The organism is Dyadobacter sp. CY323 (genome assembly GCF_021390245.1).
Lineage (GTDB): Bacteria > Bacteroidota > Bacteroidia > Cytophagales > Spirosomataceae > Dyadobacter.
The window spans coordinates 59,721-81,527 of the sequence record NZ_JAJUXH010000023.1 but is presented as its reverse complement, the minus strand read 5'-3'; the positions used below and the strand labels follow the sequence as shown (position 1 = coordinate 81,527).

Here is a 21,807-nt window from a genome sequence, read left to right as displayed (position 1 = left end):
CATGAATCTTTCTTACCGCATTGCCATCCGATACTTCTTTTCCCGCAACAAACGGAGTTTCATTAGCCTCATCGCACGTATTGCTATGGCTGGTGTAGCTGTCGGAACAATGGCTATGGTCGTTGTTTTGTCGGTTTTTAATGGAATGGAAGACTTGAACCGAAAGATCTTCAAAACATTCGATGCGGATGTGAAGGTTATGCCTTTCGAGGGAAAACGTTTCAAAATGACTGATTCGCTGCTGAACGCAGTCAGATCGGTGGAGGGAGTGAGGCTGGTAACGCAGGTGATCGAGGACAATGCGCTGGCAAGATATGGGAATCTGCAGATATATGTGCGGTTAAAAGGAGTTGACAGTACGTTTCAAAAGCAAGGCCAGCTCGACACGGCACTCGTAGAAGGGTCACTTCAGTTATATGGGTTTAAAGGAACACCTTATGCCATTATTTCAGAAGGAATCCGCAATTCATTGTCTATTTCGCTGGAAGATATCGCCGTGCCGCTGGAAGTTTTATACCCGCGCACTGATAAAAAAGTACTTAGTCTTACTTCGCCTGAGGCATTTAATCAATTATCGCTTCGTGCGGGCGGTGTTTTCTCCATTGAAGCGCGGTATGACGATTATGTGATCGCACCCATTGCCCTGGTGGATTCGCTGATGCAGTACCGAGGCTCGCGTTCGGCGCTGGAAGTATTTCTTACGCCGGGATTTAGTGAAGCAAAAGTAAGTGCCCAAATCGCTGAGAAAATAGGGGACAAGTTCGTTGTGAAAGACCGCGACTTTTTAAATGCAGATTTGCTCCGGGCAATCAAAATGGAGAAACTGTTCGTGGCGGTTACATTGTCGCTGATTATCCTCGTCGCTGCGATCAACATCTTCTTTTCGCTGAGTATGCTGGCCATCGAGAAGAAAAAGGACGTGTCGATGTTGTATGCATTGGGAGCAACACCTGCCCTGATACGGAAAATTTTCCTGGCTGAGGGAGCCATTGTCGCATTCTCGGGGGCGATATTCGGCATTTGCGCGGGGGTATTGTTATGCTGGGCGCAGATGAAATACGAACTTGTTTCAATGGGCATGGCGACGTCGCTGGTCGATGCATATCCTGTCAAATTAATCTGGGACGACATACTCTACACAGGTATTATCGTCGTTATGATTACTATGGTCGTATCCTACATTCCGGCCCGCAGGGCTGCCGATGCGGGTTTGATCTTAAGAGTTTAATAGCCGCAAGTATGCGGTACTAATGTTATATCTAATTAAATTACATTGATTTATACACGAGCACTCAATCGGAAAGCAGATATGACCGGTCACACTAAGCGTTTTTTATTGAACCGATTTATCTTTTCAATTTTTGGAATATTACTCCTTTTACCATTAATAAGTCAAGGCTCCAATCCAATTTCCCGGACAGATACCACGTATCGCAGAAATCCGGGAACAGTATCTCCAAAAGGACCTTATCGTCCGGCGCGGGCCAAGAAAAGCGAGATTATCTACACACGTCTGGACGTACAGTTTGATTGGGTAAAACAACAAGTGCCCGCTTCCGCAGTATTGAAATTCAAGCCTCATTTCTATCCACAAAACACCCTCGAACTCGATGCCAAAGGATTTGATATAAAAGGCGTGGTAATGCTCGATACCGTGGGTGATTATGGTTCTTTAACCACTGAGGAAATTGCGAAGAAAGTGGTCAAAAAGCTGGAATACAGCTATGATAAGCGAAAGCTGATCATCAAGCTTGGCCAGAACTACACGAAAAAAGATACACTTCTTGTCAAAATAGACTACACCGCCCGCCCGAATGACGTGCCCAGAGGAAAAGCAGATGATAGTGTAACAGATAAAGGCCTTTATTTCATTAATGCGGATGGGCTTGACGAAGGGAAGCCACGGCAGATCTGGACGCAAGGTGAGACCGAGGGGAGTTCATGCTGGTTTCCCACCATCGATGCGCCGAACCAGAAATTCACCCAGGATTTTTTCATTACCGTTGATAGCAGCTATGTGACTTTGTCAAACGGATTGCTTATCGACCAAAAGGAGGGTAAAAAAGGGACGCGCACGGATCACTGGAAACAGTCGTTGCCGCATGCGCCATATCTCGCGATGCTGGCGGTCGGAAACTTCGCGGTAGCGAAGGATATGATGCCAAACGGATTGGAACTGAGCTATTACGTGGAGCCAAAGTATGGGCCGGATGCACATGCGATTTTTGGGCGCACACCTGAGATGATCGGATTTTTTACAAACGTTTTCGGAGTACAATTCCCTTGGGAAAAGTATGCCCAGATTGCTGTGAGGGACTTTGTGGCAGGTGCAATGGAAAATACCACGGCGACGGTTCATGAAGAAGCTGTTCAGAACGATACAAAATCACTGGTAGACGGCAACTCGGATGCGGTAATCGCCCATGAGCTGGCGCATCATTGGTTTGGTAATTACGTTACCGCCGAAGAGTGGGGCCAGTTGCCTTTAAATGAGTCGTTTGCGAATTACTCCGAATATTTGTGGAGTGAGTACAATGATGGTAAGTACGAGGCTGATTGGGGAAATTTGCAGGAAATGAAGGCATATATGCTCGAATCGGAGACAAAGCAGGAGCCGATGATCCGGTATTTTTATAAAGACCGGGAGAATATGTTTGACAGCCATTCCTACGCAAAAGGCGGGCGAATTCTGCATATGCTGAGAAATTACGTTGGCGATGATGCATTCTTTGCCGCATTGCAGGATTACCTCAAAACGCATGCATTCGGAACCGCCGAAATCGATGACCTCAGAGAATCGTTTGAAAAGATTACAGGGCAAGATCTGAACTGGTTTTTTGATCAGTGGTTCCACCGCCCCGGCCATCCTGCGTTGAAAGTGCAGCAGGATTACGTGGCAGCGACCGGGAAGGTTACATTGAAAGTGAGACAGACACAAGATACGCTCGCAACAACGGTATATCGTTTGCCTTTGAAGGTGGATGTATGGGTGAGTGGTAAGAAAAACAGCTATGAAGTGCTGATTGAAAAGGCCAATCAAACACTGGAATTCCCGGCCGCAAAAAAGCCTGACCTGGTGATATTTGACTCCGACGCACAGTTGTTAGGTGTTGTAGAACACGAGAAGAACCGTCCGGAAATGCAGTTTCAGTATCTGAATGCGGACCGTTTTTTACACAAATATGAGGCGCTTTCGCAGCTTGAAGGTGCTATGGCTGATAGTACCGTAAAAAATATCATCGAAAAAGCGATGACCGATCCATTCTGGAAGTTCAGGCAAATGGCTGTCAGCAATTTCGCCGAATATGACGGGGTAGGGTTTGTGGATATTGAGAAGACGATACAAAGGCTGGCGGGCTCGGATCCGCATCCGCAGGTGAGGGCAGAAGCCATTATTACCCTCGCCTCTTTTGGCGATAACAACAGTGATCCTATTTTCAGGGCTGCATTGAGTGACAGTTCATACCAGGTTGTGTCGGTGGCTATTGAAAAGTACCTGATGGGCCAGCCAAATGATGCGAATGAAATTGCTGCCCAATTCGAGAATTCGCCGAATGATGCGATTGTGACCTCAGTAGCCAATTACTACGCCGGGCTCGCACAACCGGAACGATTTGACTGGTTCCTGCAAAAGATGAAGTCGATGATACCGACCGAGAAATACAATTTTTTGCAGGTTTTCGGAAAGTACCTGATCAAATCAAAGCAAGATATCCAGCGAAAAAGCATTCCCGTGCTCGAAGGTCTTGCAAGGGATAATACCTCGTATTTCGTTCGGTTCGGTGCATTTCAGGCACTCGGTCTGCTCACAGACATTCAGGGCGTGACTGCATTGCGTAAGGACATCCGCGCCAAGGAAACCGAGCCAAAGTTAAAGGAAATGTATAGCCAGTTTGGGGATTTGTAGGTTTTTTGGCGGGGGAGTTTGGTCAATTAATAGTCATTTGTTGTCACTTATGGTCATTCATTGTTGCGGTGATTTGGGTAGCGGTCATTACCTTAATCAATACGTATGACACTCAATGACAACAAAATGACAATCAATGACTACAAATGACTAACAATGACAACAAATGACGAGACACAACCCTCCCGAACCATTCCAAACCAGCTCCCCCGTCACTCCGGATTCAAATAATAATCCAGGTTTTCCCGGGTAATGATATCCAGTGGCAGAAACTTAATGGGTGGGATTTCCTTTTTGAAAACCAGGTGGTTAGCTAGCTGATGAATCCCCCAGTAACCTTGCCCGAGCGGGTTTTGATTGATCAGAAAACTGATTATTTCATTGTTCAGATAATGCAGGTTGGGCTCGATCAAATCATAACCGACCAGCTTAATGTTTGTCAGCTTTCTTTTTTCAAGATATTCCGCAACCTGAAATGCCTTTGAATTGGTAACGTATACTGCTTTGAGGTCTGGATTCGCAGCGGCGATTTTATCAAATTCTTCATCGATCGGCTCATGATCGGGGAAATGAATTTCCTGGCTGATGATCGAGAATCCGGTACCGGTCCCGGTATTAAAGTAATCCCTGAAACCTTCTTCTTTGGTAATTAAATGCGCTGAATTGGAAATATCCTCATTCACATGTGCAATCAAAATACTGCCCGGCGTCTGTAATCCAAAATGAAGGATTTTCGCAGCCAGGGAACCACTTCGGTAGGAATCCTGCCCAATGTAGCACAGTGGATTTACATGTTCGATCTGCGTATTAAAGAGTACGTACGGGATACCCATTTCCGCCCATTCTTTAAAGAACGGCAAAGCTTCTTTATAAAAGATCGGCGCAATTAATAACCCATCGGGTTTCTCTTCGGTAACCTCTTTCGCTTTCTCAATAAAAGACTTGTCGTCATGCGAATTGAAAATAAACGGGGTAATGTAAACGCCATATTGCCTCAGCTCCTTCTCCGCTTTTTCCAACCCGGTTTTTGGCGCAGCCCAGTACGAATCCAGGGCCGGATCGGGAATGAGAGCGGCCAGATTAAAAGTACGTTGCGATTTCAGCGATTGAGCGATGAAATTAGGCTCGTAATTCAATTCCTTAATAATACCCAAAATGCGTTCTCTGACATCATCAGCCACGCGCCCCCGGTTATGCAGCACACGATCTACCGTACCCTTAGAAGTCTGAGCCTTTTCGGCTATATCTTTTATTCTGACAATTCTTTTTTTCACAATGACCTATTTCGGAGACTTTCTATAAAAGCCTGCAAAACTAATAACTAATGATAAACCAGCGATAAAACGTCCAGCTTTGTCACCGATTTTCATATAAGATATTTTTCAAATTTTTTTTATAATAAATTTGAGATTATCATTTTATGGTTTAGTTTTACTATTGTACAAGAAAAAACAAGCCTTTCAAATCGGGTACGAACCCGGACGTATAAACCGCGTGTGTGTTCGAACACTTTTACAAGGTTTGTTAGGATTAATCAGTTTTACACTATATTTTGCATTGAAGATATTCGACGTTCCTTGCTCTTACACCTGAATCCTAACCTTTAACCTTTTCTTCATATTATTAAGTTTTGCTAATCCTAAATCCCGGGAAGCGTATGACAGAGCGTCGTACGCTTCTTTGTTTAAGGAATGTCAATGACAACGTCGTCGCTGTCCACATAAGCGGAGCAGGGAAGTATCCAGCCTTCATTCAGATCCCGATCCGTTAGTACTTCGTTTACACTCATGTGAACTTTTCCGGTTTTACATATACCAGCGCAGGTCGAGCAACGCCCGCCTTTGCAACTATATGGTAAATAAATATTCTGCGACAAGGCCGCGTCAAGCACGGTGGTATGTGCAGGAACAATTAACTGATATGTCTTTTGCCGAAAATGGAGCGTGATGGGATGTGGAAATGAAATGGGCGGTGGAGGCGGAGGTGCTGTAATCACGAAATTTTCCTTGCGGATCTGTTCATTTGAAAAACCCATAAAATGCAGAGTGATCTCCGCCGAACGCATGAGATCAAATGGCCCGCAAACATAGAAACGGGCATTTCGACGATCAAAACGAAGTGAGCGGTTAACGATCTGTTCCAGTCGGGTATTGTTGATCCTGCCCCGTATCCCGTTCCATTCATCTGCTGGCTGGCTGTGAATATGAATGACCTGTAACCGATCGGGATAGCGGTTATGCCAGTCAGTTATCTCTTGCCAAAACATAGTATGTGTCACATTCCGGCTTGCGTAAATCAGCGTAACGTGATTTTGTATGTTTTGGGTTAACGTTTGTTTTAGGATGGAAAAGAGCGGGGTTATGCCACTTCCTGCGCCGATTAAAAAAATGTCTTTTTGCACCTGATCGGATTCTTCGAGCACAAACCGTCCCGATGGCGCCAGGCTCCGAAATACGTCACCTTCTTTTACCGTATCAATCCAGAAACGGGATATTTCTCCATTTGGAACACGTTTGACCGTTATCGCAGGTAATGCATCGACGCCAGGTGCCGAGCTCATGGAATAGGAGCGGCGCACGTCATGCCCATGCATGGGGATCAGAAAGGTCAGGAACTGACCTGCTTTGTATGCTAATTCAAGACCATCTGTTCGCTCGAAAATGAATGTTTTAGCCTCCGGGCTTTCGGAGATAATGCTTTTTACCCGTAATGATATCGTGGTGTCAGCCATTTGGTTTAAATCGGATTTCCATGTTCAGACTGTTTCTGTACAGAATTGTTCCAGAGCACTTCATACTCGGCCAAAAGTGTCCAGCAATGTGCCTCGCAAATCCAATGCATGTGAAAAAGTGGGTTCGCCGATAATTTGTAGAGTACGGGATTTTCATATGCTGTCAATAATCCGGCTATAAAAAAATAGAAACCTTTGAAATCTTCGGCAGTAAAATGTTCAACCGGAATCCGCTCCGTTCTGGTCCCTAAGCGCATTAATGAAGTTGACAGGATTACCTTATCCATGTAACCGGAAGTTTCAGCAAGAAGTTGTTTTGAATCCTGGATCAGCTTCTCACGGATCGGTTTCAAAATTTCCGGATCAAATGCGGCGATCAGGCGGGTGACATGGTAAATAATCAGCGGGGTGCGGGGATATTGGTGCGCGCACCGAAACGGTGCATTTAAATAACGGTCCGTCTCGATGACCGAACGAATGTATTCCAGGCTGGCAGCATCATGCTCATTGAATGGCAGATTATAATGCAAAATGCAATACATGATATTACTCAAAACACTGACATCGAACTCGATATACATATTTTTCCCAAACCAGGTGGAGTAGGCAGCCAGCGATTTGTATTCAGGATAAGTATTTTTGATACGTTGTTTCTTCCCGTTTGCGTGGAGTGCCAGCTTGCTTTTAAGCCAGTTAACTTCATCGGATGAGGGGTTGGAAGTCAGGTATATAAAGGCGGTATCGTCTACATCGTCGGGTATCCGGAAATGTTCGAAATGCCTGAAAATGAACCCGCCTGGAAAATGTCTGGAAGGTTTTGTTTTCCAGAAGTTATAGGTTTTTAGCCCATCCTTATTTTGAAATTCGGGATAGTTGGCAATCACTTTTGCGCAAACCATATCCATTTTCTGCTGCATGTCCGGGTCGCAGCTTTTTCGAATGCATTGCAGGGTGAAGCAGATTATTGCAGAGTAGAATATCGTGGTGTCGGGGCGCTGGTAGCCGATCAGCGGGTTCACTCGTTTTGCAGGAAATATACCTTTCGGAAAAAGTCCGTCGCCATCGGACTGCAGGTTTTCGATCTTTTCAATAAACTTCCGCAAAGGCTGATCCATATCCCCGAAACTAACAAAACCCATTAAAAAAAGAAACCCCGCCAAATGACAGGGTTTCAAAATGCAAGAATCTGAAAAACTTAAATTCCTTCGGCGACAACCTCTTTTACATCGGGTACCATGCGTGTCAGCAAGTTTTCGATACCCGCTTTTAATGTAAGTGTAGATGACGGGCATCCGCTGCAGGAACCTTGTAGCAAGACTTTTACCACGCCTGAATCTTCATCAAACGAATGGAAGTTAATGGCGCCACCATCAGACTCCACTGCCGGACGAACGTATTGGTCTAATGCAGACTTAATTTTTTGAACCGTATCTGAATCTCTCGAGTCTACGATCAGTGTGTTTTTATCAATCGTTTTTTGTTCAAAAACCGGGTGGTTTTCTTCGAAGTATATTTTGATAAACTGTTTGGTATCGCGCAAAACTTCTTCCCAGGCATTGGTATCGTCTTTGGTAATCGTAATGAAATTGCTCGCGATGAACACCCTTTTCACGTGCGGAAACTGGAAAAGATCAGAGGCGAGCGGCGAAGCTTTTCCTTCTTCCAACGCAGCTTCCAGAGAAGGGTAATCGAATGAAAGCCCGTCGGGAACAAGTTCGAAGTTCAATACGAACTTCATTGAATTGGGGTTCGGGCTTAATTCTGTATATACAAAAACCGGGCGTGTCAACATGTTGAATATTTCTGATTTGGGTAAAATAACTCTTCTGGGAAACAACGAAAAGCCTCTTTTGGTTGCGGGATCCGGAAGCTTTAAAATAAAAAACCCGTCAGACACTTTGTCCAACGGGTTTTTAACTGATATAGTGAGTCAACTGAGTGACTTATGCTTCTGCAGCAGTTTCAGCAACAGCTTCTACGACTGGTTCGATGTGAACGTAAGACCTGTTCTCACGAGTTTTGCGGAAAACCACGTTTCCTGCAACCAGTGCAAACAAAGTATGGTCACGACCGATACCTACGTTTTTGCCAGGGTTGTGTTTTGTGCCACGCTGACGAACCAGAATGTTACCGGCTTTGGCAAGCTGGCCACCGAATAATTTTACTCCAAGACGCTTGCTTTCTGATTCACGTCCGTTTCTCGAGCTACCTACACCTTTCTTATGTGCCATGATATCTTAGTATTAATGATAATTTCCTGATTAAACTGAAAAGACTTTCCTCGCGGATTGTCAAAGCTAAAATTTAGGCAACGATTTCGTCGATGCTAATCTTGGTCAGATATTGACGGTGACCATTTTTAACCCGGTAGCCTTTACGTCTTTTCTTTTTGAAGACGATTACCTTTTCACCTTTAAGGTGTTCAAGTACAGTTACTTTTACAGAAGCTCCTGCTACTGTTGGAAGACCTACCTGTACTATGCCTTCGTTATCAACGAGAAGGACTTTGTCAAATACAAGTGCAGCGTTCACGTCACCTTCAAGCCTATGCGTGAAGATTTCGCGACCCTTTTCAACTTTAAATTGCTGACCTGCGATTTCTACGATTGCGTACATGTTAATAATTGATTGTATACTGGATTCAAAAACGAGGTGCAAAGATAATCAGCTAAATGCAGAATTACAACGCATTAGGCAGAATATTCCATGGCGAAACCCGGGCATGGAAATATTGGATACGCATAGTTAAAGGTAGCCAAAACTGTATCTTTATATGATTGATCAGGCCGCCAACGTTTAGACATCAAAGGTTTGTAGTATCTTAACAATCTTTAACAAGGTCGGATGTTACTTTTGGTGAGAAAATACGTCTGACCATAGAATGAATACTAAACACAAAGGAATGAAGATTTGTCTGTGGATTTCCATGTTGGTCAGTTTGAGTTTTCCTGGATTTTCGGACTCAGGAGACCCGAAAATAGTGGTCTCGATTGAGGAAAAGCAAAATCAGGCAGGTTATCAGATCGGGGATGGCGTCGCTAATTTTCGGTTGAAAAATACAGATGGAAATATGGTATCGCTGGCCGATTACGGGAATGTGAAAGGCGTGATCGTCATTTTTACCAGTAATCACTGTCCTTTCGCAAAAGCCTATGAGGATCGGATCATCGGATTGAATGCGAAATTTGCTTCACAAGGATTTCCTGTAATTGCCATTAATCCGAGCGATCCCGGAACGAACCAGGATGATACTTTTGAAAAAATGAAGGAACGTGCCCAGGCAAAAAGCTATGGCTACCCGTACCTCGCAGACGATGCTCAATCGGTGGCGAAAATATTTGGAGCGGGTCGCACGCCACAGGTTTATGTTTTGCAAAAAGCAGGGGCGAAGTTTACCGTACGTTATATGGGAATGATCGACGATAACCCGCAGGATCCGGCCGGGGTTACGAAACAATATGTGGAGGAAGCAGTCAGCAATTTAATTGGCGGAAAACCGGTGGTAACAACCATTACAAAGCCGGTTGGATGTGCGATCAAATGGAAAAACCCTTAAATTGACGGATCTTTTGAGTTAACTATGAACCGATTTACAACTCTCCTGATTCCTGCATTGCTTATTTTCGTGCAGTGCAGCTTTGCCCAGACTAAAAGCAAGAAATTTTCAAATGAAGGTGAATTTACTTCCAATTGTGAAGGCCCGGCGGTAGACGACGAAGGAAATGTATACGCTGTGAACTTTGCACGCGACGGTACGATCGCGCAACTGAGCCGAAAAGGAAATGCCAGTTTCTTTGTGACCTTGCCCAAGGGAAGTACCGGCAACGGAATACGTTTCTCAGATAAAAATACCTTTTTCGTCGCCGATTTTACCGGCCATAATATCCTCAAAGTAGACCTGATCACAAGGGGCATTTCGGTGTTTGCGAATGAACCTAAGATGAACCAGCCAAACGATCTTGCGATCACTGCATCAGGCCATATTTTTTGTTCAGACCCTAACTGGAAAGAGGGTACCGGCCAGATCTGGCATGTAACTCCGGAAGGAAAGGTGAGCCTGGCTGTCGGCGAAATGGGAACAACCAATGGGATTGACGTAAGCCCGGATGAAAAAAAACTGTATGTGAATGAAAGTGTTCAGCGGAATGTCTGGCAATTTGACCTCGCGGCTGACGGTACATTATCTAACAAAAAGCTCTTACATCACTTCGAGGACGGCGGAATGGACGGAATGCGTTGCGACGTAGAAGGGAATTTGTATATCGCAAGACATGGAAAAGGCGAGGTTGCGGTGCTTTCGCCGGAAGGAAAAGTGATCCAGGTGATCCAGACAATTGGAAAAAAAGTATCCAATATTTGCTTCGGTGGCCGCAATGGCAAAACCTGCTACATTACCCTGCAAGATCGGGGTTGTCTCGAAACTTTTTCAGCAAAAACCGCTGGCCGCGAATGGGCTATGATGAAAGCATTTGCCGAGAACAACAAGAAATAATCTGAATTTTCATTTTAAATAAAAGAGAATGCTTTGTTCGAAGCATTCTCTTTTATTACTTTGCTACTCAAAGTACTTTTAAATTTCAACTTATGAGACTGGAAGATTTAACACGTTACTTACAAAATAACCAAAAAGTAGCGCTGCTCGCATTCGTGTCTGCTGCGGCCATGACTTTACTTTCAATGCGGATACTGATTGAAGACTGGGGCTTCGTATTTCTTGCCTGGAATCTTTTTCTCGCCTGGATTCCCCTGGTTTTTATCAAATGGGTCTGGGAGAGAGAAGTCAGAAAAGCCGCGCCATTCTGGTTGCTGGCCATTTACCTGACCGTTTGGCTACTTTTTTTTCCGAATGCCCCCTACATCATCACCGATCTGAAACACCTTCGCGGCGTTCCGGAACATATGATCTGGTATGATGCACTCATGATCTTCACCTTTTCCGTTGCCGGTTTCTTGACAGGGCTTTACAGCATTCGCATTGTTCACCGGATTATTACATATAGGTGGAATGCCAGACTTGCCTGGCTGGTGATCATGATATCGATGTTTGCGAGTGGTTTTGGCGTATTTCTGGGTCGTTATGGTCGCTGGAATAGCTGGGATATCGTTACGCAGCCGGGATCGCTGGCGCGTGGTATATTTCATAGTATGCAGGATCCGCTGGCGATAAAACACACTTTCTCGTTTTCGTTCGTGCTCATGTTGTTGTACTTTGCGTTCCATATTTTTGCAGAATTAAAACAAAATGAAGCGACCCGTCGATATTCTTAAAGCCATTCGAAGCTTTCGCTATGCAGGCGTCGGGATTTATAGTTTGTTTCGATATGAGAATAATGCACGTATTCATTTGATAGCCTGCATTGTAGTGATCATTGCAGGTGTTTTTTTTCAAATTTCATCCATAGAATGGATGGTCATTGTGATCCTGATCGGCCTGGTATGGGCTGCGGAGGCATTTAATACGTCTATCGAGAAACTGGCTGATCTTGTTTCACCGGATTACCACCCTGTTATCAAAGTAGTGAAAGATACCGCTGCTGCCGGCGTTCTCATTCTGGCGATTTCCGCTGTCATCGTGGGCGGAGTGATTTTTATCCCAAAAGCATTGCTATATCTGTAATATGTACTCTATTTTATCAGGCATTCATCCCGAAACAGATCTATGAACTCAAATCAGGATTCGCTGCACACCTTGACCGAAATCCGTGACCTGATGGAGCGATCCTCCAAATTCCTGTCACTTAGCGGTCTGAGCGGCGTCTTTGCCGGCATTTTTGCACTGGCGGGTGCCGGAGCTGCCTACATCCGGTTCAAAACCGATTGGCTGGCGGGGATTCAGTCTCCATTGTCTTTTTATGACGGACGCTCCCGGCAGGATGTGATTGCGTTCGTTGTGGCCGATGGTTTTCTTGTCTTATTTTTCTCATTGATCGTGGGCATCGTTTTCACAGTCCGGAAAGGTCGGAAAAGGGGCCTGACTTTGTGGAATGGCAGTTCAAAAAGACTTTTAATCAGCATGCTGATCCCGTTGCTGACCGGGGGGGTATTTTGTCTGGCTATGCTGCATCACGGAATGATCTGGCTGGTTTTTCCGGCGACGTTATTTTTCTACGGACTTGCATTGGTGAATGCCAGCCGTTTTACCTACCCCGAAGTTTTCTATCTGGGTATTTCTGATATAATAATTGGTTGTATCGCACTTTTCTTTACTGCTTATTCGCTGCTTTTTTGGTCAATCGGTTTTGGTGTTTTGCATATTATTTATGGTCTGACGATGCACAATCGCTATGATCGGGAGAAGCTGAGTAAAGGCAATAAAGGAATTGCGGCGCTGGTCGTACTACTGTGCGTTCTGTTTTCTGTTGAAAGTAAAGCACAAATTGAGGTAGATACCGCCGCAAGCCGGGCCAGGAAATGGTACGATACGGAAACAATTTATATGCGGAATGGCAACGGTTTTGTCAAAAATAATGTAGCATATGCAGGCCAGAAGGCATTGCTGAGAGAGTTTGCGATTTCCCAGGAAGGAATGGGGCTGTACTTGCGGTCGCGACGGACGAGAAACATTGGGTTAGTAATATCAATTGCCGGATCAGCAGGCTCCATTATTTCACTGATTTCCGGGAATCGGGATAATTTGAAGAAGTTCTTCTGGGTTTCAGTAGGTACGGGCTTAGTTTCCTCCGTGCTGACGATGCAGGCAAATAATATGCGTGACCAGGCCGTCTGGATCCGGAACCGGGATGCGCTGCTGTTAATGGAAGCCAATCAATAACATATTCGACGTGGTAACAGAGGTTGGTAAAATGGAGTGGTTAGAAAAGTTCAATAAGGTTTTTGAAAGCAAAATCCGGCTCGGGCTCATGTCCGTGCTGGTGGTGAATGATAGCCTTAGTTTTAACGAATTGAAAGACCTTCTTCAGTTGACCGACGGAAACCTCGCCTCGCATTTAAAAGCATTGGAAGAAACGAAATACATCGAATTTCAAAAGCAGTTTTCCGGTCGCAAACCACTCACTACCTACAAAGCAACTGAAACGGGGCACAAAGCTTTCACGGATCATTTGCAGGTTTTGGAAAACATGATTAAGTCGAATTTGTGAAGGTACTTGTCAGCCTGAGCGGAGTCGAATTGTGAGGGAACTTGTCAGCCTGAGCGCAGTCGAAGGCACGTCACCGAGAAGTAGCGCGCCTTCGACCGCCCGGCGGCCCGGTGCGCTCAGGCTGACAAAGAATTAAAACTTCAAAGGAATTGAAAATCCTGCTTTATCCCACTGGAAATCAAGTGAGTTGTCTTTCACTGTAAATGTCAGTTTCTCTTGAGAAGCTGGATAGGTTTTGTTTGGAACAGTCACTTTCAAGACATCTTTACTTTTGATCTGTTCGTATTTGTACGCTCCCCATTGTTTCAGTTCGCTGTTCAGGATAATTGTCCAGTCTTTTTCAGTAGGTAATGCGAAGAAGGTATAGGTTCCAGCTTTTACAGCCTTTCCACCAAACATTCCATCTTTTTTGAAGGTGATTACTGTCGCGCTGTCCGCACCAATCCGCCATACTTTTCCAAAAGGTTCCAGGCTGCCGCTTCCAGCTTTTCCAAAGAGAACACGGCCTTTTTTAGAAGGCTGACCATATGTGATCTTTACATTTGCGCCTTCGGCAGAAACGTGAGGACTTTGTGCGGTAGCCCAGGTAAGTGCTAAAAACGTCAGAAAAAGCGAAAAAAGTGATGTTTTCATAGTTTAAACGAGAATTTAGTAAATTGAATTTGGTGGTTGAAAAATTTAATACTTTGCGAAATACGTAATTCAAAAGTTGTTAATCAAGGAAGGTCGCGCCGAAAAGGCTAATTCGCCGAGCCATTAACTTTGATTAACATATCGGTCTCCAAAACGAAAGCAATTTCGGATTTCACACTATATTTGACCAATGTCCACTGAACCAAATCCATCAGTAAGAACCCGTTTTTTCGATACTAAAATCGAATTCCTGAAAGGTGTCGGGCCGCAAAAAGCGGCCTTGCTTAATCAGGAGCTGAGTATTTTCACATATGGCGATCTGATCCAGCATTATCCGTTCCGCCACGAAGACCGGACTGTTTTTCATCAGATAAAAGGTTTGAATGAGACACTTGCGGCCGCTCAGATCAAAGGCAGGCTAAGGGAATGGACAACGATCGGGGAAGGTTCAAAAAAGCGATTGGTGGCTTATTTTTCAGATGGGACAGGATTGCTTGAATTGGTCTGGTTTCAAAACATTACCTGGTTCGAAAAAACCCTGAAAGTCGATGCCGAATACATTGTTTACGGCAAGCCGGCCTTTTTTGGTGGCAGATGGAGCATTACCCATCCCGAAGTCGACCTGGTAACCCATGAAAATGAACGCGGTGGCTATTTTCAACCCATTTATCCACTTACTGAAAAGCTTCGAAGGAAATTTGTAGACAGCAAAGCGATCGGGAGAATGATCCGGATTCTGCTGGATATTTCGAGGCCGTATATTCGTGAAACGCTTCCGGCAAATCTGGTTCAGAAGTATCGGCTCATCTCTAAAGCCGATGCATTATCTCATTTTCATTTGCCGCAAAGTCAGCAGGCGTTTCACCAGGCGCAACGCCGGCTGAAATTTGAGGAGCTTTTCTATAATCAGTTCAGGCTGATTAAGAATAAATTACTGCACAAAACGGAATATCCAGGGCTTGTTTTTTTGCATACAAACCTGGTGAAAGAATTTTACGACCATCATCTGCCATTTACACTCACGGGTGCGCAGATCCGGGTTTTGCAGGAAATCAGAGAAGATTTGAAGACCGGAAAGCAAATGAACCGGCTTTTGCAGGGAGATGTGGGGTCGGGTAAAACCATTGTTGCATTCATTACCATGCTTTTTGCACTTGATAATGATGCGCAGGCCTGCCTCATGGCACCCACCGAAATCCTCGCCGATCAACATTACCAGGGATTGAAAAAATTTGCGGATCTGCTCGGTGTAAACATCGGGAAACTCACCGGCTCTACGAAAAAGAAAGACCGGGAAATCATCCACAAACAACTTCTGGACGGTTCCATGCAAATCATCGTCGGTACGCACGCATTGATCGAAGACATTGTCCAATTCAAAAATCTCGGACTTTGCATTATTGATGAGCAACATCGGTTCGGGGTTGCGCAGCGGGCAAAACTTTGGGCTAAAAATGCGAAGATCAATCCGCATATGCTGGTAATGACAGCCACGCCCATTCCCCGGACATTAGCAATGACGCTTTACGGAGATCTCGATATTTCCGCGATCAATGAACTCCCGGCAGGCAGGAAGCCTATTAAAACAGTGCATCGGTATGACGCGCACCGGTTATCCGTTTTTGGTTTTTTGAAAGAAGAAATTGCAAAAGGACGACAGATATACATGGTTTATCCATTGATCGAAGAATCTGAAAAAATGGATTTGAAGGATCTGATGGATGGTTACGAGAGTGTATCCAGAGCATTTCCCGACGTGCCGCTCAGTATTTTGCATGGGAAAATGAAGTCGCAGGACAAGGATTATGAAATGGGGCGGTTTGTACGCGGGGAAACTAAAATCATGGTCGCTACCACCGTGATTGAGGTAGGAGTAAATGTTCCGAATGCTTCTGTAATGATTATTGAAAATGCGGAACGGTTTGGATTATCGCAATTGCATCAGTTGCGGGGCAGGGTAGGCCGCGGCGCCGAACAATCGTATTGTATTTTAATTACGGATTACAAAATCAGCAAGGATACGAAATTGCGGATTGAAACCATGTGCCGGACGAACGACGGTTTTGAAATCGCGGAAGTGGATCTGCAGTTGCGGGGGCCGGGAGATATTTCTGGAACGCAGCAAAGTGGTTTGGTGGATCTCCTGGTGGCAAACCTGGCTCAGGATGGTGAAATATTGAAAGCAGCCAGAGCGTCGGCAGAGGAGATTTTAACGGAAGATCCCGATCTGCACCAGCCAGTCAACGAGCCCATTCGCATTCATTTGCAGAATTTGCGAAAAGAGGAGACCAACTGGGGCAGGATCAGTTAATTATCAGGGATTAATTTCACGTATTTCTCCGGAAAAGTCGAAAGTCTGCGGACGGGTAACATGTAATGCGGCCCCGAGGGATGTCGCATATGGTAAATCGGTCGCGTACACTTTGTGGTTCGGGTAATGCCGGGCAATCAGCGCGGTGAAGATCTCATTGCGTGCAAAACCGCCGTCAATATAGATCGCCTTGACATCATTTACTGCCACAAGATCGAGGGACACGAACAATAATTCGGTGAGACCTTTCAACAAATGATGGTACGCGGATTCGGCAGAAGCAAATGCACTGATCTGCCATTCCTGTGGACTAGGCTCAGGGAACGGGCCATTACCAGTCATGCATGCCGTGAAAAATGGCGGTGTTTCTATTTTGAGAATATCTTCGTTAAATGTGACTTTTTTATAAAAATCCGGCTCGACGCGGAAATATTCAGCAATGCGCGCAGTCTGGAAATCATGTTCTCGTCCCAAAAACAACCGTGACGCCGTTACGCCACTTCCCTCCGGAGTAAGATAATTCATGCAGTCACGTTCAAGCTGATAATACGTCATCGGCTTGGATGCGAACGAATTGAAATTGATACACCAGGTTCCTGTTGATAGTAACACAAAAGGTGTTTTAACAGCCATCCGGTAAGGAATTAGTGCCGACGAACTGTCGTGCAATCCAAAACCTGACTGTATACCTTTGTCGCCATGGCGGTAGATAAAGGATGACGAAGCCAGTACCGGTGCGAGTTTCTTATGAATTCCCTCTGTTTTTACCCATTCATGATAATCCCACATTTCAAAGCTCCATAATGCGGTATGGCAGCCCAGCGACGTGTAATCGCTCACTTTTCTGCCAGTCAGCAGGTACAAAATGTACTGCGGCAAATGAAGAGTAGTTGCAATCTTTTGGTAAATCTCAGGCTTGGTGTATTTGAGCCAATAAAGCTGCATTCCGGAGTTCAGCATGCCCATGGAAGGCGAGCCGGTTTGAAGTGCAATGCGGGTAGGCTCGCCGTAAGTACTGTAAAACTGTCGCGAGAGGTCTTCGGGAAACGGTTTTAAGTAAGAGTAAAGCGGAGTTAATGGCTTGTTGGCGGCATCGAGATGCACGAGGCTTGCGCCATACGCTGCGACGTTTACTGCTTTTATGTCGTATTTTGGACTGGCAAGCAGGTCAGTCCAGCGATCCTGGACCCATTTGGTAAGCAATTCACAGTCCTCAGTCGGGAAGCCATCTTCATCAACAGTCTCCGGAAGTGACTCCGAAAATTCTTCAACAATCTCATACTTTTCGTTAAAAAGTACGTATTTCTTATTGGTCCTGCCAATGTCGAAAACCGCGGTTACTTTCATTATTGGAAATCTAGATCACTTGTTAATCCGGAAATATAATTTTCGGTTAATATAATGACTTTACGTTAAAACCTATACCCTTAATTGTTCTTTGTAAAATGTGTGCTGGCCGGTCGTATTTGAATGGACTAGGCGGTTTTTTCGAGGACTGGCTTCAACACCTTTGTCCATCTTTTATAACCTTCCTCATTCATATGCAAGCTATCACCGAGGAATATACTTCCGTCCGGACGGCCGTCTTTTAGCATCACCGGCCAAACATCGATATAACCGTGCTTTTTGTCTGTCTTGATAAAATCCTGGATCAGTTTATTGGCTTTGATCGTGTCATCTTTCCTATCCCAGCGGGAAGGAGACGGTTTCAGCGAAACACAGTATAACCTCACATCGGGAAGTTCAGTACGTATCTTTTTCACCAGCGTCACATAGGCATCACGAACCTGTTCCGGTGTTTTTTTCTTCTTGCCAAACATGTCGTTTTCGCAATAGATGACAACCGTTTTAGGCTTGTACTTGGTAACGGTGCGGTCTGCATAATAGATCACCTCGGGCAACGTGGAGCCTCCGAAGCCACGGTTAATAATGGGTAGCGGAGCAAGATCCTGCGCGGCCGACTGCCATTTTGTAAAAGAGGAGCTTCCTGTAAATACGATTCCACCAGGTGCGGGCATTTGCTGCGCGTCCTTTTTTTCAAACGCCAAAATGGAAGATTCACTCCGGTTTACCTGATAATCGGGCTCCCAGGGAGCGTCGAGGGTTGAATACTTGGGCTTCTGGCATGCACTGAACCCTATGATAATGAGGGCCAGAAAGATTTTTTTCATTAGTACTAAAAGTGGATATGCTTGAAAAAGGCATATCCACCGCGGTTTTAATGTATTTGATCCAATTATCTTTTATTTCATTCCACAAAAATACCGGAAACCCAAGCCGATACTCCCGGACGAAAGAGTGGGTGAGAACATGTATTTAAATGCAGTCCCTTTGGTTTCCAGATTGCCGCCAGCTGGATTTTGCTGCTGGTGATATTCAATGCTTTCGAACCCGTAGGATATGTTAATTGGGTTTGTAAACGCGAAACCTCCGTCAATCATCCACTTCGGTGAAATTCTCCATGAAATACCGGCGCCCAAACTCAGGCCTAAAACGATGCTATTCGTTTTGGTTTCATAATAGAGTTCATCATTTGATAACTGGTAAGTGTTTTTCAGGGTATAGCCCAGATTCCCGGATGGCCTCACATACAGGGCAAATTTGTCATTTAACGGCTTGTAATACTCCGCAAAACGCTCGATACCAATCCCAAATTCACTCAATGGCTTCCGGACAAAATCAAGTTCCCGGTTTTTGTAAGTGCTGAGAGTATGCGAAATACCCCAGCCGACAGCCCGGTTATTTTGAACAAATTTCCCAAATGAAACACCAATGTTGTGACTGTAATTATTCAGTGCAGCCTCTTCCTTCTTTTCTTTTACATTCGTTAGTCCATTGTAAAAGCTTCCGGAGATAAATTTCTCGCCCGCCTGAAATTGCGCTTCAGCAATGGTGCCGAAAAAAACAAGCAGTGTAAATGTCAGAATGATATTTTTCATGGCTTTTCAGTTTTTAGCGGAGATATACTTGGCGACACGCAGCGTAAAGAAGCTAGGAAACCCTGTAGAAATTCCGGTGTTGAGAGTGAAATAGCTGCCGACCTTATCCTTAAAAGGAAGATAGTTTGCATTTAGCGACAGAATGCTGGCATAACCTTCAATCGCCCAGCCACTTTTTGGAAATACATAAACCACTCCCGGATTAATACTCAGCCCATATTGCCAAAAATCTTCCTTGATAGTTCGTGTTTCCGCATCATTTGTTTCCTTCGATTTATTCCATTGAAATTGCGGCCCGATCTCGCCATGCAGGAAAACAGACCAGTTTTTGCCGAGTGACTTGTATTGGCGAATAAAGGGTAAAAAAGAGATTGTATTCGAGGTGCCGACACTTTTATAACCTCCCGGGTCGTAATTGGTGCGACTCATGGCAAATCTATGTTTCAGGCCAATGCCGAGCATGGTGTGTTCGCCGATGAATTTGCCCAGTTGCAGTTCGGGAGTGACAAAATGCGATCCGCGTTTATTGAAAATATCCGCATCCGATTTGTCTTCACTCCGGGAAGTCTCCCCGTCAAATTTCACAGTACCTCCCACGTAAACAGTGCCTTTCGGTATTTGCGCATGAACTTTGCCTGCCAGACTCAGTACTCCCAGCAGGCTCATTAGAAAAAGTTTCTTCATGACTATTGAGTTAGTTATATGTGCAGGCAAGGTAATAATCTTTATGTAACTGTATTATTATTTAGCTTTATTTAACAACCAACAAAAGAGGCAGCCACTGGATGACTGCCTCTAAGTATTACCGATACCAAATTTAACCTAACAATCTTGTCTAGCTAAAGGCTATTGGCTAATAGCTTTTTTAAAATACCCCCTGCCAGTTTCCCTGACGATAGTATTGTAATAATCTCTGTTGCATCAGGTAATCGTATTTTGCCTGGATTGCATTGCCTTGCGCTTTTGCCAGATTTGCTTTGGCGAGCGAATATTCGAATATGTTGGCGATACCTGCATTCAACTTACTTTCCACGACAGTAAAGGCTGCAGTAAGTGATTCGACCTGGATCTGGGCGGCGGCGTGCTTATCCGCCATTGCATTCAGATTGAGTACCGCGAGTTCAATGGATTGTCGTAATAATTGATTTGTCACATCGAGCGTATTCTGTGCCTGACGTTCCTGCACTTTCGCCAGCTCGACGCGCGGGCGTGTTACCCAGCGCCCCATGATCGGAATGTTGAGACTTAGCTGCACCGAGCCATTGCGGGTTGCATTCAACTGATTGAAGTAGTCCAGGCTTTTATTACTGGTCGCATAAAATGCCCCGATACCTGCACCCAGCGATACGGAAGGATAGTTCAGTGCTTTAATTGACTTCACCTGATAAGCGAAACTCTGGCGATACAGCTCGGCACTGCGTATTTCCGGAAAGCTCTTTTGTGCATCTTCATAAATATCCAATGCATCTTCAATGCGGGCGGTACTGTCTTTTGGTGCCAGGGCCTCAAATTGGATGTTATCGTCGGGATTAACATTCATTCGCTGAAACAATGCCAGCCGGGCAGTACGGTAGTTATTAAGTGCCGTAACCTGGGCGAACTTGTCATTGGCCAGCTGCGCTTTGATCTCATAGAGAAGGTTGGTACCGACTGTACCTGCATTCACCTGCTTTGAAACCCGGTCAACCTGCTGGGCCGAGGATTCAACCTGCTGGGTGGCTGCTTCAAGTAAGGCATTGGTGGCCAGTACATTCACATAACCTTGCATTAAAAGTACCGTTTGCGTATTCAGCACAGCAGTACGGTTTTCCATGGCCGATTCTTTCAGCAAAACGCCTTGCCGGATCTGGTTTTGTAATTTGAAACCCTGGAAAACGGGGATATCCAACCCGGTTCCGAGCGAATTATAACCGTAAACCTCATCTATATACGAATTGGTATATTGGTCAATGCTCCGGCCGATGTTCACACTTTGACTTGCCCGAATGTAGATTTGAGGAAGGATTTGCGACCTGGTTTGTCTCAATTGTGCCTGCGCAACCTCCGCCTGCAGGCTACCTGCCTGGTAGGTCAGGTTGTTTTTAATGAGCAGGTCGACGCATTGCTGCAAATTCAGGACATTCTGGGCCTGCGCCAGAAATGGCATCAGGCAAAGGAGTAATAAAAAACGTTTCATGGCTAATAGA

The 21,807-nt window shown here is 45.0% G+C and carries 21 protein-coding genes; 9 read left to right on the top strand and 12 right to left on the bottom strand.

Annotated elements, in window-relative coordinates; translation table 11 throughout:
* Window position 1 precedes the first annotated feature (1 nt).
* Both LZG72_RS25040 and LZG72_RS25035 read left to right on the top strand, forming a co-directional pair.
* Window positions 2-1,228, top strand: coding sequence for an FtsX-like permease family protein (locus LZG72_RS25040; RefSeq protein ID WP_233877881.1), 1,227 nt, complete (start codon window positions 2-4; stop codon window positions 1,226-1,228).
* Between the two features lie 81 nt (window positions 1,229-1,309).
* The gene (locus tag LZG72_RS25035) at window positions 1,310-3,907 is read left to right on the top strand and encodes a M1 family aminopeptidase (RefSeq protein ID WP_233877880.1); all 2,598 of its coding nucleotides are present in this window, start codon (window positions 1,310-1,312) and stop codon (window positions 3,905-3,907) included.
* 212 nt (window positions 3,908-4,119) lie between these two features.
* On the opposite strand, the gene LZG72_RS25030 is transcribed toward LZG72_RS25035, so the two are convergent.
* The 6 genes from LZG72_RS25030 to rplU all read right to left on the bottom strand — a co-directional run bounded on the left by LZG72_RS25030 (window position 4,120) and on the right by rplU (window position 9,254).
* Entirely contained in the window at window positions 4,120-5,181 is a 1,062-nt protein-coding gene (locus LZG72_RS25030; protein WP_233877879.1) for a substrate-binding domain-containing protein, read from the bottom strand.
* A gap of 410 nt (window positions 5,182-5,591) precedes the next feature.
* Complete coding sequence (locus LZG72_RS25025) at window positions 5,592-6,638, bottom strand: ferredoxin--NADP reductase (protein WP_233877878.1); 1,047 nt, start codon at window positions 6,636-6,638, stop codon at window positions 5,592-5,594.
* Between the two features lie 5 nt (window positions 6,639-6,643).
* On the bottom strand, window positions 6,644-7,753 hold the full coding sequence (locus LZG72_RS25020; protein ID WP_233877877.1) for a hypothetical protein: 1,110 nt from the start codon (window positions 7,751-7,753) through the stop codon (window positions 6,644-6,646).
* An 80-nt stretch (window positions 7,754-7,833) separates the two neighbouring features.
* A complete protein-coding gene (locus tag LZG72_RS25015; RefSeq protein WP_233877876.1) occupies window positions 7,834-8,430 on the bottom strand; it encodes a NifU family protein in 597 nt (198 codons plus the stop codon).
* A 151-nt stretch (window positions 8,431-8,581) separates the two neighbouring features.
* The gene (gene rpmA / locus LZG72_RS25010) at window positions 8,582-8,869 is read right to left on the bottom strand and encodes a 50S ribosomal protein L27 (RefSeq protein WP_233877875.1); all 288 of its coding nucleotides are present in this window, start codon (window positions 8,867-8,869) and stop codon (window positions 8,582-8,584) included.
* 73 nt (window positions 8,870-8,942) lie between these two features.
* Window positions 8,943-9,254, bottom strand: coding sequence for a 50S ribosomal protein L21 (rplU, locus tag LZG72_RS25005; RefSeq protein WP_233877874.1), 312 nt, complete (start codon window positions 9,252-9,254; stop codon window positions 8,943-8,945).
* A gap of 286 nt (window positions 9,255-9,540) precedes the next feature.
* Here rplU and LZG72_RS25000 point away from each other — a divergent pair, with 286 nt between their 5' ends.
* The 6 genes from LZG72_RS25000 to LZG72_RS24975 all read left to right on the top strand — a co-directional run bounded on the left by LZG72_RS25000 (window position 9,541) and on the right by LZG72_RS24975 (window position 13,738).
* On the top strand, window positions 9,541-10,194 hold the full coding sequence (locus LZG72_RS25000; protein ID WP_233877873.1) for a thioredoxin family protein: 654 nt from the start codon (window positions 9,541-9,543) through the stop codon (window positions 10,192-10,194).
* A gap of 24 nt (window positions 10,195-10,218) precedes the next feature.
* On the top strand, window positions 10,219-11,130 hold the full coding sequence (locus LZG72_RS24995; RefSeq protein WP_233877872.1) for an SMP-30/gluconolactonase/LRE family protein: 912 nt from the start codon (window positions 10,219-10,221) through the stop codon (window positions 11,128-11,130).
* Window positions 11,131-11,222: 92 nt separating this feature from the next.
* Window positions 11,223-11,906 (top strand): DUF1361 domain-containing protein, encoded by a 684-nt coding sequence (locus LZG72_RS24990; RefSeq protein WP_233877871.1) that lies wholly within the window; start codon window positions 11,223-11,225, stop codon window positions 11,904-11,906.
* Entirely contained in the window at window positions 11,881-12,255 is a 375-nt protein-coding gene (locus tag LZG72_RS24985; RefSeq protein ID WP_233877870.1) for a diacylglycerol kinase family protein, read from the top strand. Before LZG72_RS24990 ends, LZG72_RS24985 begins: the two co-directional genes overlap by 26 nt.
* A 42-nt stretch (window positions 12,256-12,297) precedes the next feature.
* On the top strand, window positions 12,298-13,410 hold the full coding sequence (locus LZG72_RS29365) for a hypothetical protein (protein WP_310590572.1): 1,113 nt from the start codon (window positions 12,298-12,300) through the stop codon (window positions 13,408-13,410).
* A 31-nt stretch (window positions 13,411-13,441) separates the two neighbouring features.
* On the top strand, window positions 13,442-13,738 hold the full coding sequence (locus LZG72_RS24975) for a transcriptional regulator (protein ID WP_233877869.1): 297 nt from the start codon (window positions 13,442-13,444) through the stop codon (window positions 13,736-13,738).
* Window positions 13,739-13,870: 132 nt separating this feature from the next.
* Here the strand turns inward: LZG72_RS24975 and LZG72_RS24970 are convergent, their stop codons facing one another.
* Window positions 13,871-14,371 carry a DUF2911 domain-containing protein gene (locus LZG72_RS24970; protein WP_233877868.1) on the bottom strand — a complete coding sequence of 167 codons (501 nt, stop codon included), beginning with the start codon at window positions 14,369-14,371 and terminating at the stop codon, window positions 13,871-13,873.
* Between the two features lie 190 nt (window positions 14,372-14,561).
* Here LZG72_RS24970 and recG point away from each other — a divergent pair, with 190 nt between their 5' ends.
* A complete protein-coding gene (gene recG, locus LZG72_RS24965) occupies window positions 14,562-16,682 on the top strand; it encodes an ATP-dependent DNA helicase RecG (protein WP_233877867.1) in 2,121 nt (706 codons plus the stop codon).
* A gap of 3 nt (window positions 16,683-16,685) precedes the next feature.
* Here recG and LZG72_RS24960 read toward each other — a convergent pair whose 3' ends face one another.
* The 5 genes from LZG72_RS24960 to LZG72_RS24940 form a co-directional block, all read right to left on the bottom strand.
* Window positions 16,686-18,029, bottom strand: coding sequence for an FGGY-family carbohydrate kinase (locus tag LZG72_RS24960; RefSeq protein WP_233877866.1), 1,344 nt, complete (start codon window positions 18,027-18,029; stop codon window positions 16,686-16,688).
* A 128-nt stretch (window positions 18,030-18,157) separates the two neighbouring features.
* Entirely contained in the window at window positions 18,158-18,853 is a 696-nt protein-coding gene (locus LZG72_RS24955; protein WP_233877865.1) for a GDSL-type esterase/lipase family protein, read from the bottom strand.
* A gap of 72 nt (window positions 18,854-18,925) precedes the next feature.
* Complete coding sequence (locus tag LZG72_RS24950) at window positions 18,926-19,621, bottom strand: hypothetical protein (protein WP_233877864.1); 696 nt, start codon at window positions 19,619-19,621, stop codon at window positions 18,926-18,928.
* A gap of 6 nt (window positions 19,622-19,627) precedes the next feature.
* Window positions 19,628-20,305 carry a hypothetical protein gene (locus LZG72_RS24945; RefSeq protein WP_233877863.1) on the bottom strand — a complete coding sequence of 226 codons (678 nt, stop codon included), beginning with the start codon at window positions 20,303-20,305 and terminating at the stop codon, window positions 19,628-19,630.
* Between the two features lie 181 nt (window positions 20,306-20,486).
* On the bottom strand, window positions 20,487-21,797 hold the full coding sequence (locus LZG72_RS24940) for a TolC family protein (RefSeq protein ID WP_233877862.1): 1,311 nt from the start codon (window positions 21,795-21,797) through the stop codon (window positions 20,487-20,489).
* Window positions 21,798-21,807 lie beyond the last annotated feature (10 nt).

Coding starts and splice junctions, on each gene's coding strand:
- LZG72_RS25025 (WP_233877878.1), bottom strand. CDS start 6,638: ATGGCTGACACCACGATATCATTACGGGTAAAAAGCATTATCTCCGAA.
- LZG72_RS24955 (WP_233877865.1), bottom strand. CDS start 18,853: ATGAAAAAAATCTTTCTGGCCCTCATTATCATAGGGTTCAGTGCATGC.
- LZG72_RS25035 (WP_233877880.1), top strand. CDS start 1,310: ATGACCGGTCACACTAAGCGTTTTTTATTGAACCGATTTATCTTTTCA.
- LZG72_RS24940 (WP_233877862.1), bottom strand. CDS start 21,797: ATGAAACGTTTTTTATTACTCCTTTGCCTGATGCCATTTCTGGCGCAG.
- LZG72_RS24975 (WP_233877869.1), top strand. CDS start 13,442: ATGGAGTGGTTAGAAAAGTTCAATAAGGTTTTTGAAAGCAAAATCCGG.
- LZG72_RS25020 (WP_233877877.1), bottom strand. CDS start 7,753: ATGGATCAGCCTTTGCGGAAGTTTATTGAAAAGATCGAAAACCTGCAG.
- LZG72_RS29365 (WP_310590572.1), top strand. CDS start 12,298: ATGAACTCAAATCAGGATTCGCTGCACACCTTGACCGAAATCCGTGAC.
- LZG72_RS24945 (WP_233877863.1), bottom strand. CDS start 20,305: ATGAAGAAACTTTTTCTAATGAGCCTGCTGGGAGTACTGAGTCTGGCA.
- LZG72_RS24960 (WP_233877866.1), bottom strand. CDS start 18,029: ATGAAAGTAACCGCGGTTTTCGACATTGGCAGGACCAATAAGAAATAC.
- LZG72_RS25000 (WP_233877873.1), top strand. CDS start 9,541: ATGAAGATTTGTCTGTGGATTTCCATGTTGGTCAGTTTGAGTTTTCCT.
- rplU (WP_233877874.1), bottom strand. CDS start 9,254: ATGTACGCAATCGTAGAAATCGCAGGTCAGCAATTTAAAGTTGAAAAG.
- rpmA (WP_233877875.1), bottom strand. CDS start 8,869: ATGGCACATAAGAAAGGTGTAGGTAGCTCGAGAAACGGACGTGAATCA.
- LZG72_RS24985 (WP_233877870.1), top strand. CDS start 11,881: ATGAAGCGACCCGTCGATATTCTTAAAGCCATTCGAAGCTTTCGCTAT.
- LZG72_RS24990 (WP_233877871.1), top strand. CDS start 11,223: ATGAGACTGGAAGATTTAACACGTTACTTACAAAATAACCAAAAAGTA.
- LZG72_RS24950 (WP_233877864.1), bottom strand. CDS start 19,621: ATGAAAAATATCATTCTGACATTTACACTGCTTGTTTTTTTCGGCACC.
- LZG72_RS25015 (WP_233877876.1), bottom strand. CDS start 8,430: ATGTTGACACGCCCGGTTTTTGTATATACAGAATTAAGCCCGAACCCC.
- LZG72_RS24970 (WP_233877868.1), bottom strand. CDS start 14,371: ATGAAAACATCACTTTTTTCGCTTTTTCTGACGTTTTTAGCACTTACC.
- LZG72_RS25040 (WP_233877881.1), top strand. CDS start 2: ATGAATCTTTCTTACCGCATTGCCATCCGATACTTCTTTTCCCGCAAC.
- recG (WP_233877867.1), top strand. CDS start 14,562: ATGTCCACTGAACCAAATCCATCAGTAAGAACCCGTTTTTTCGATACT.
- LZG72_RS24995 (WP_233877872.1), top strand. CDS start 10,219: ATGAACCGATTTACAACTCTCCTGATTCCTGCATTGCTTATTTTCGTG.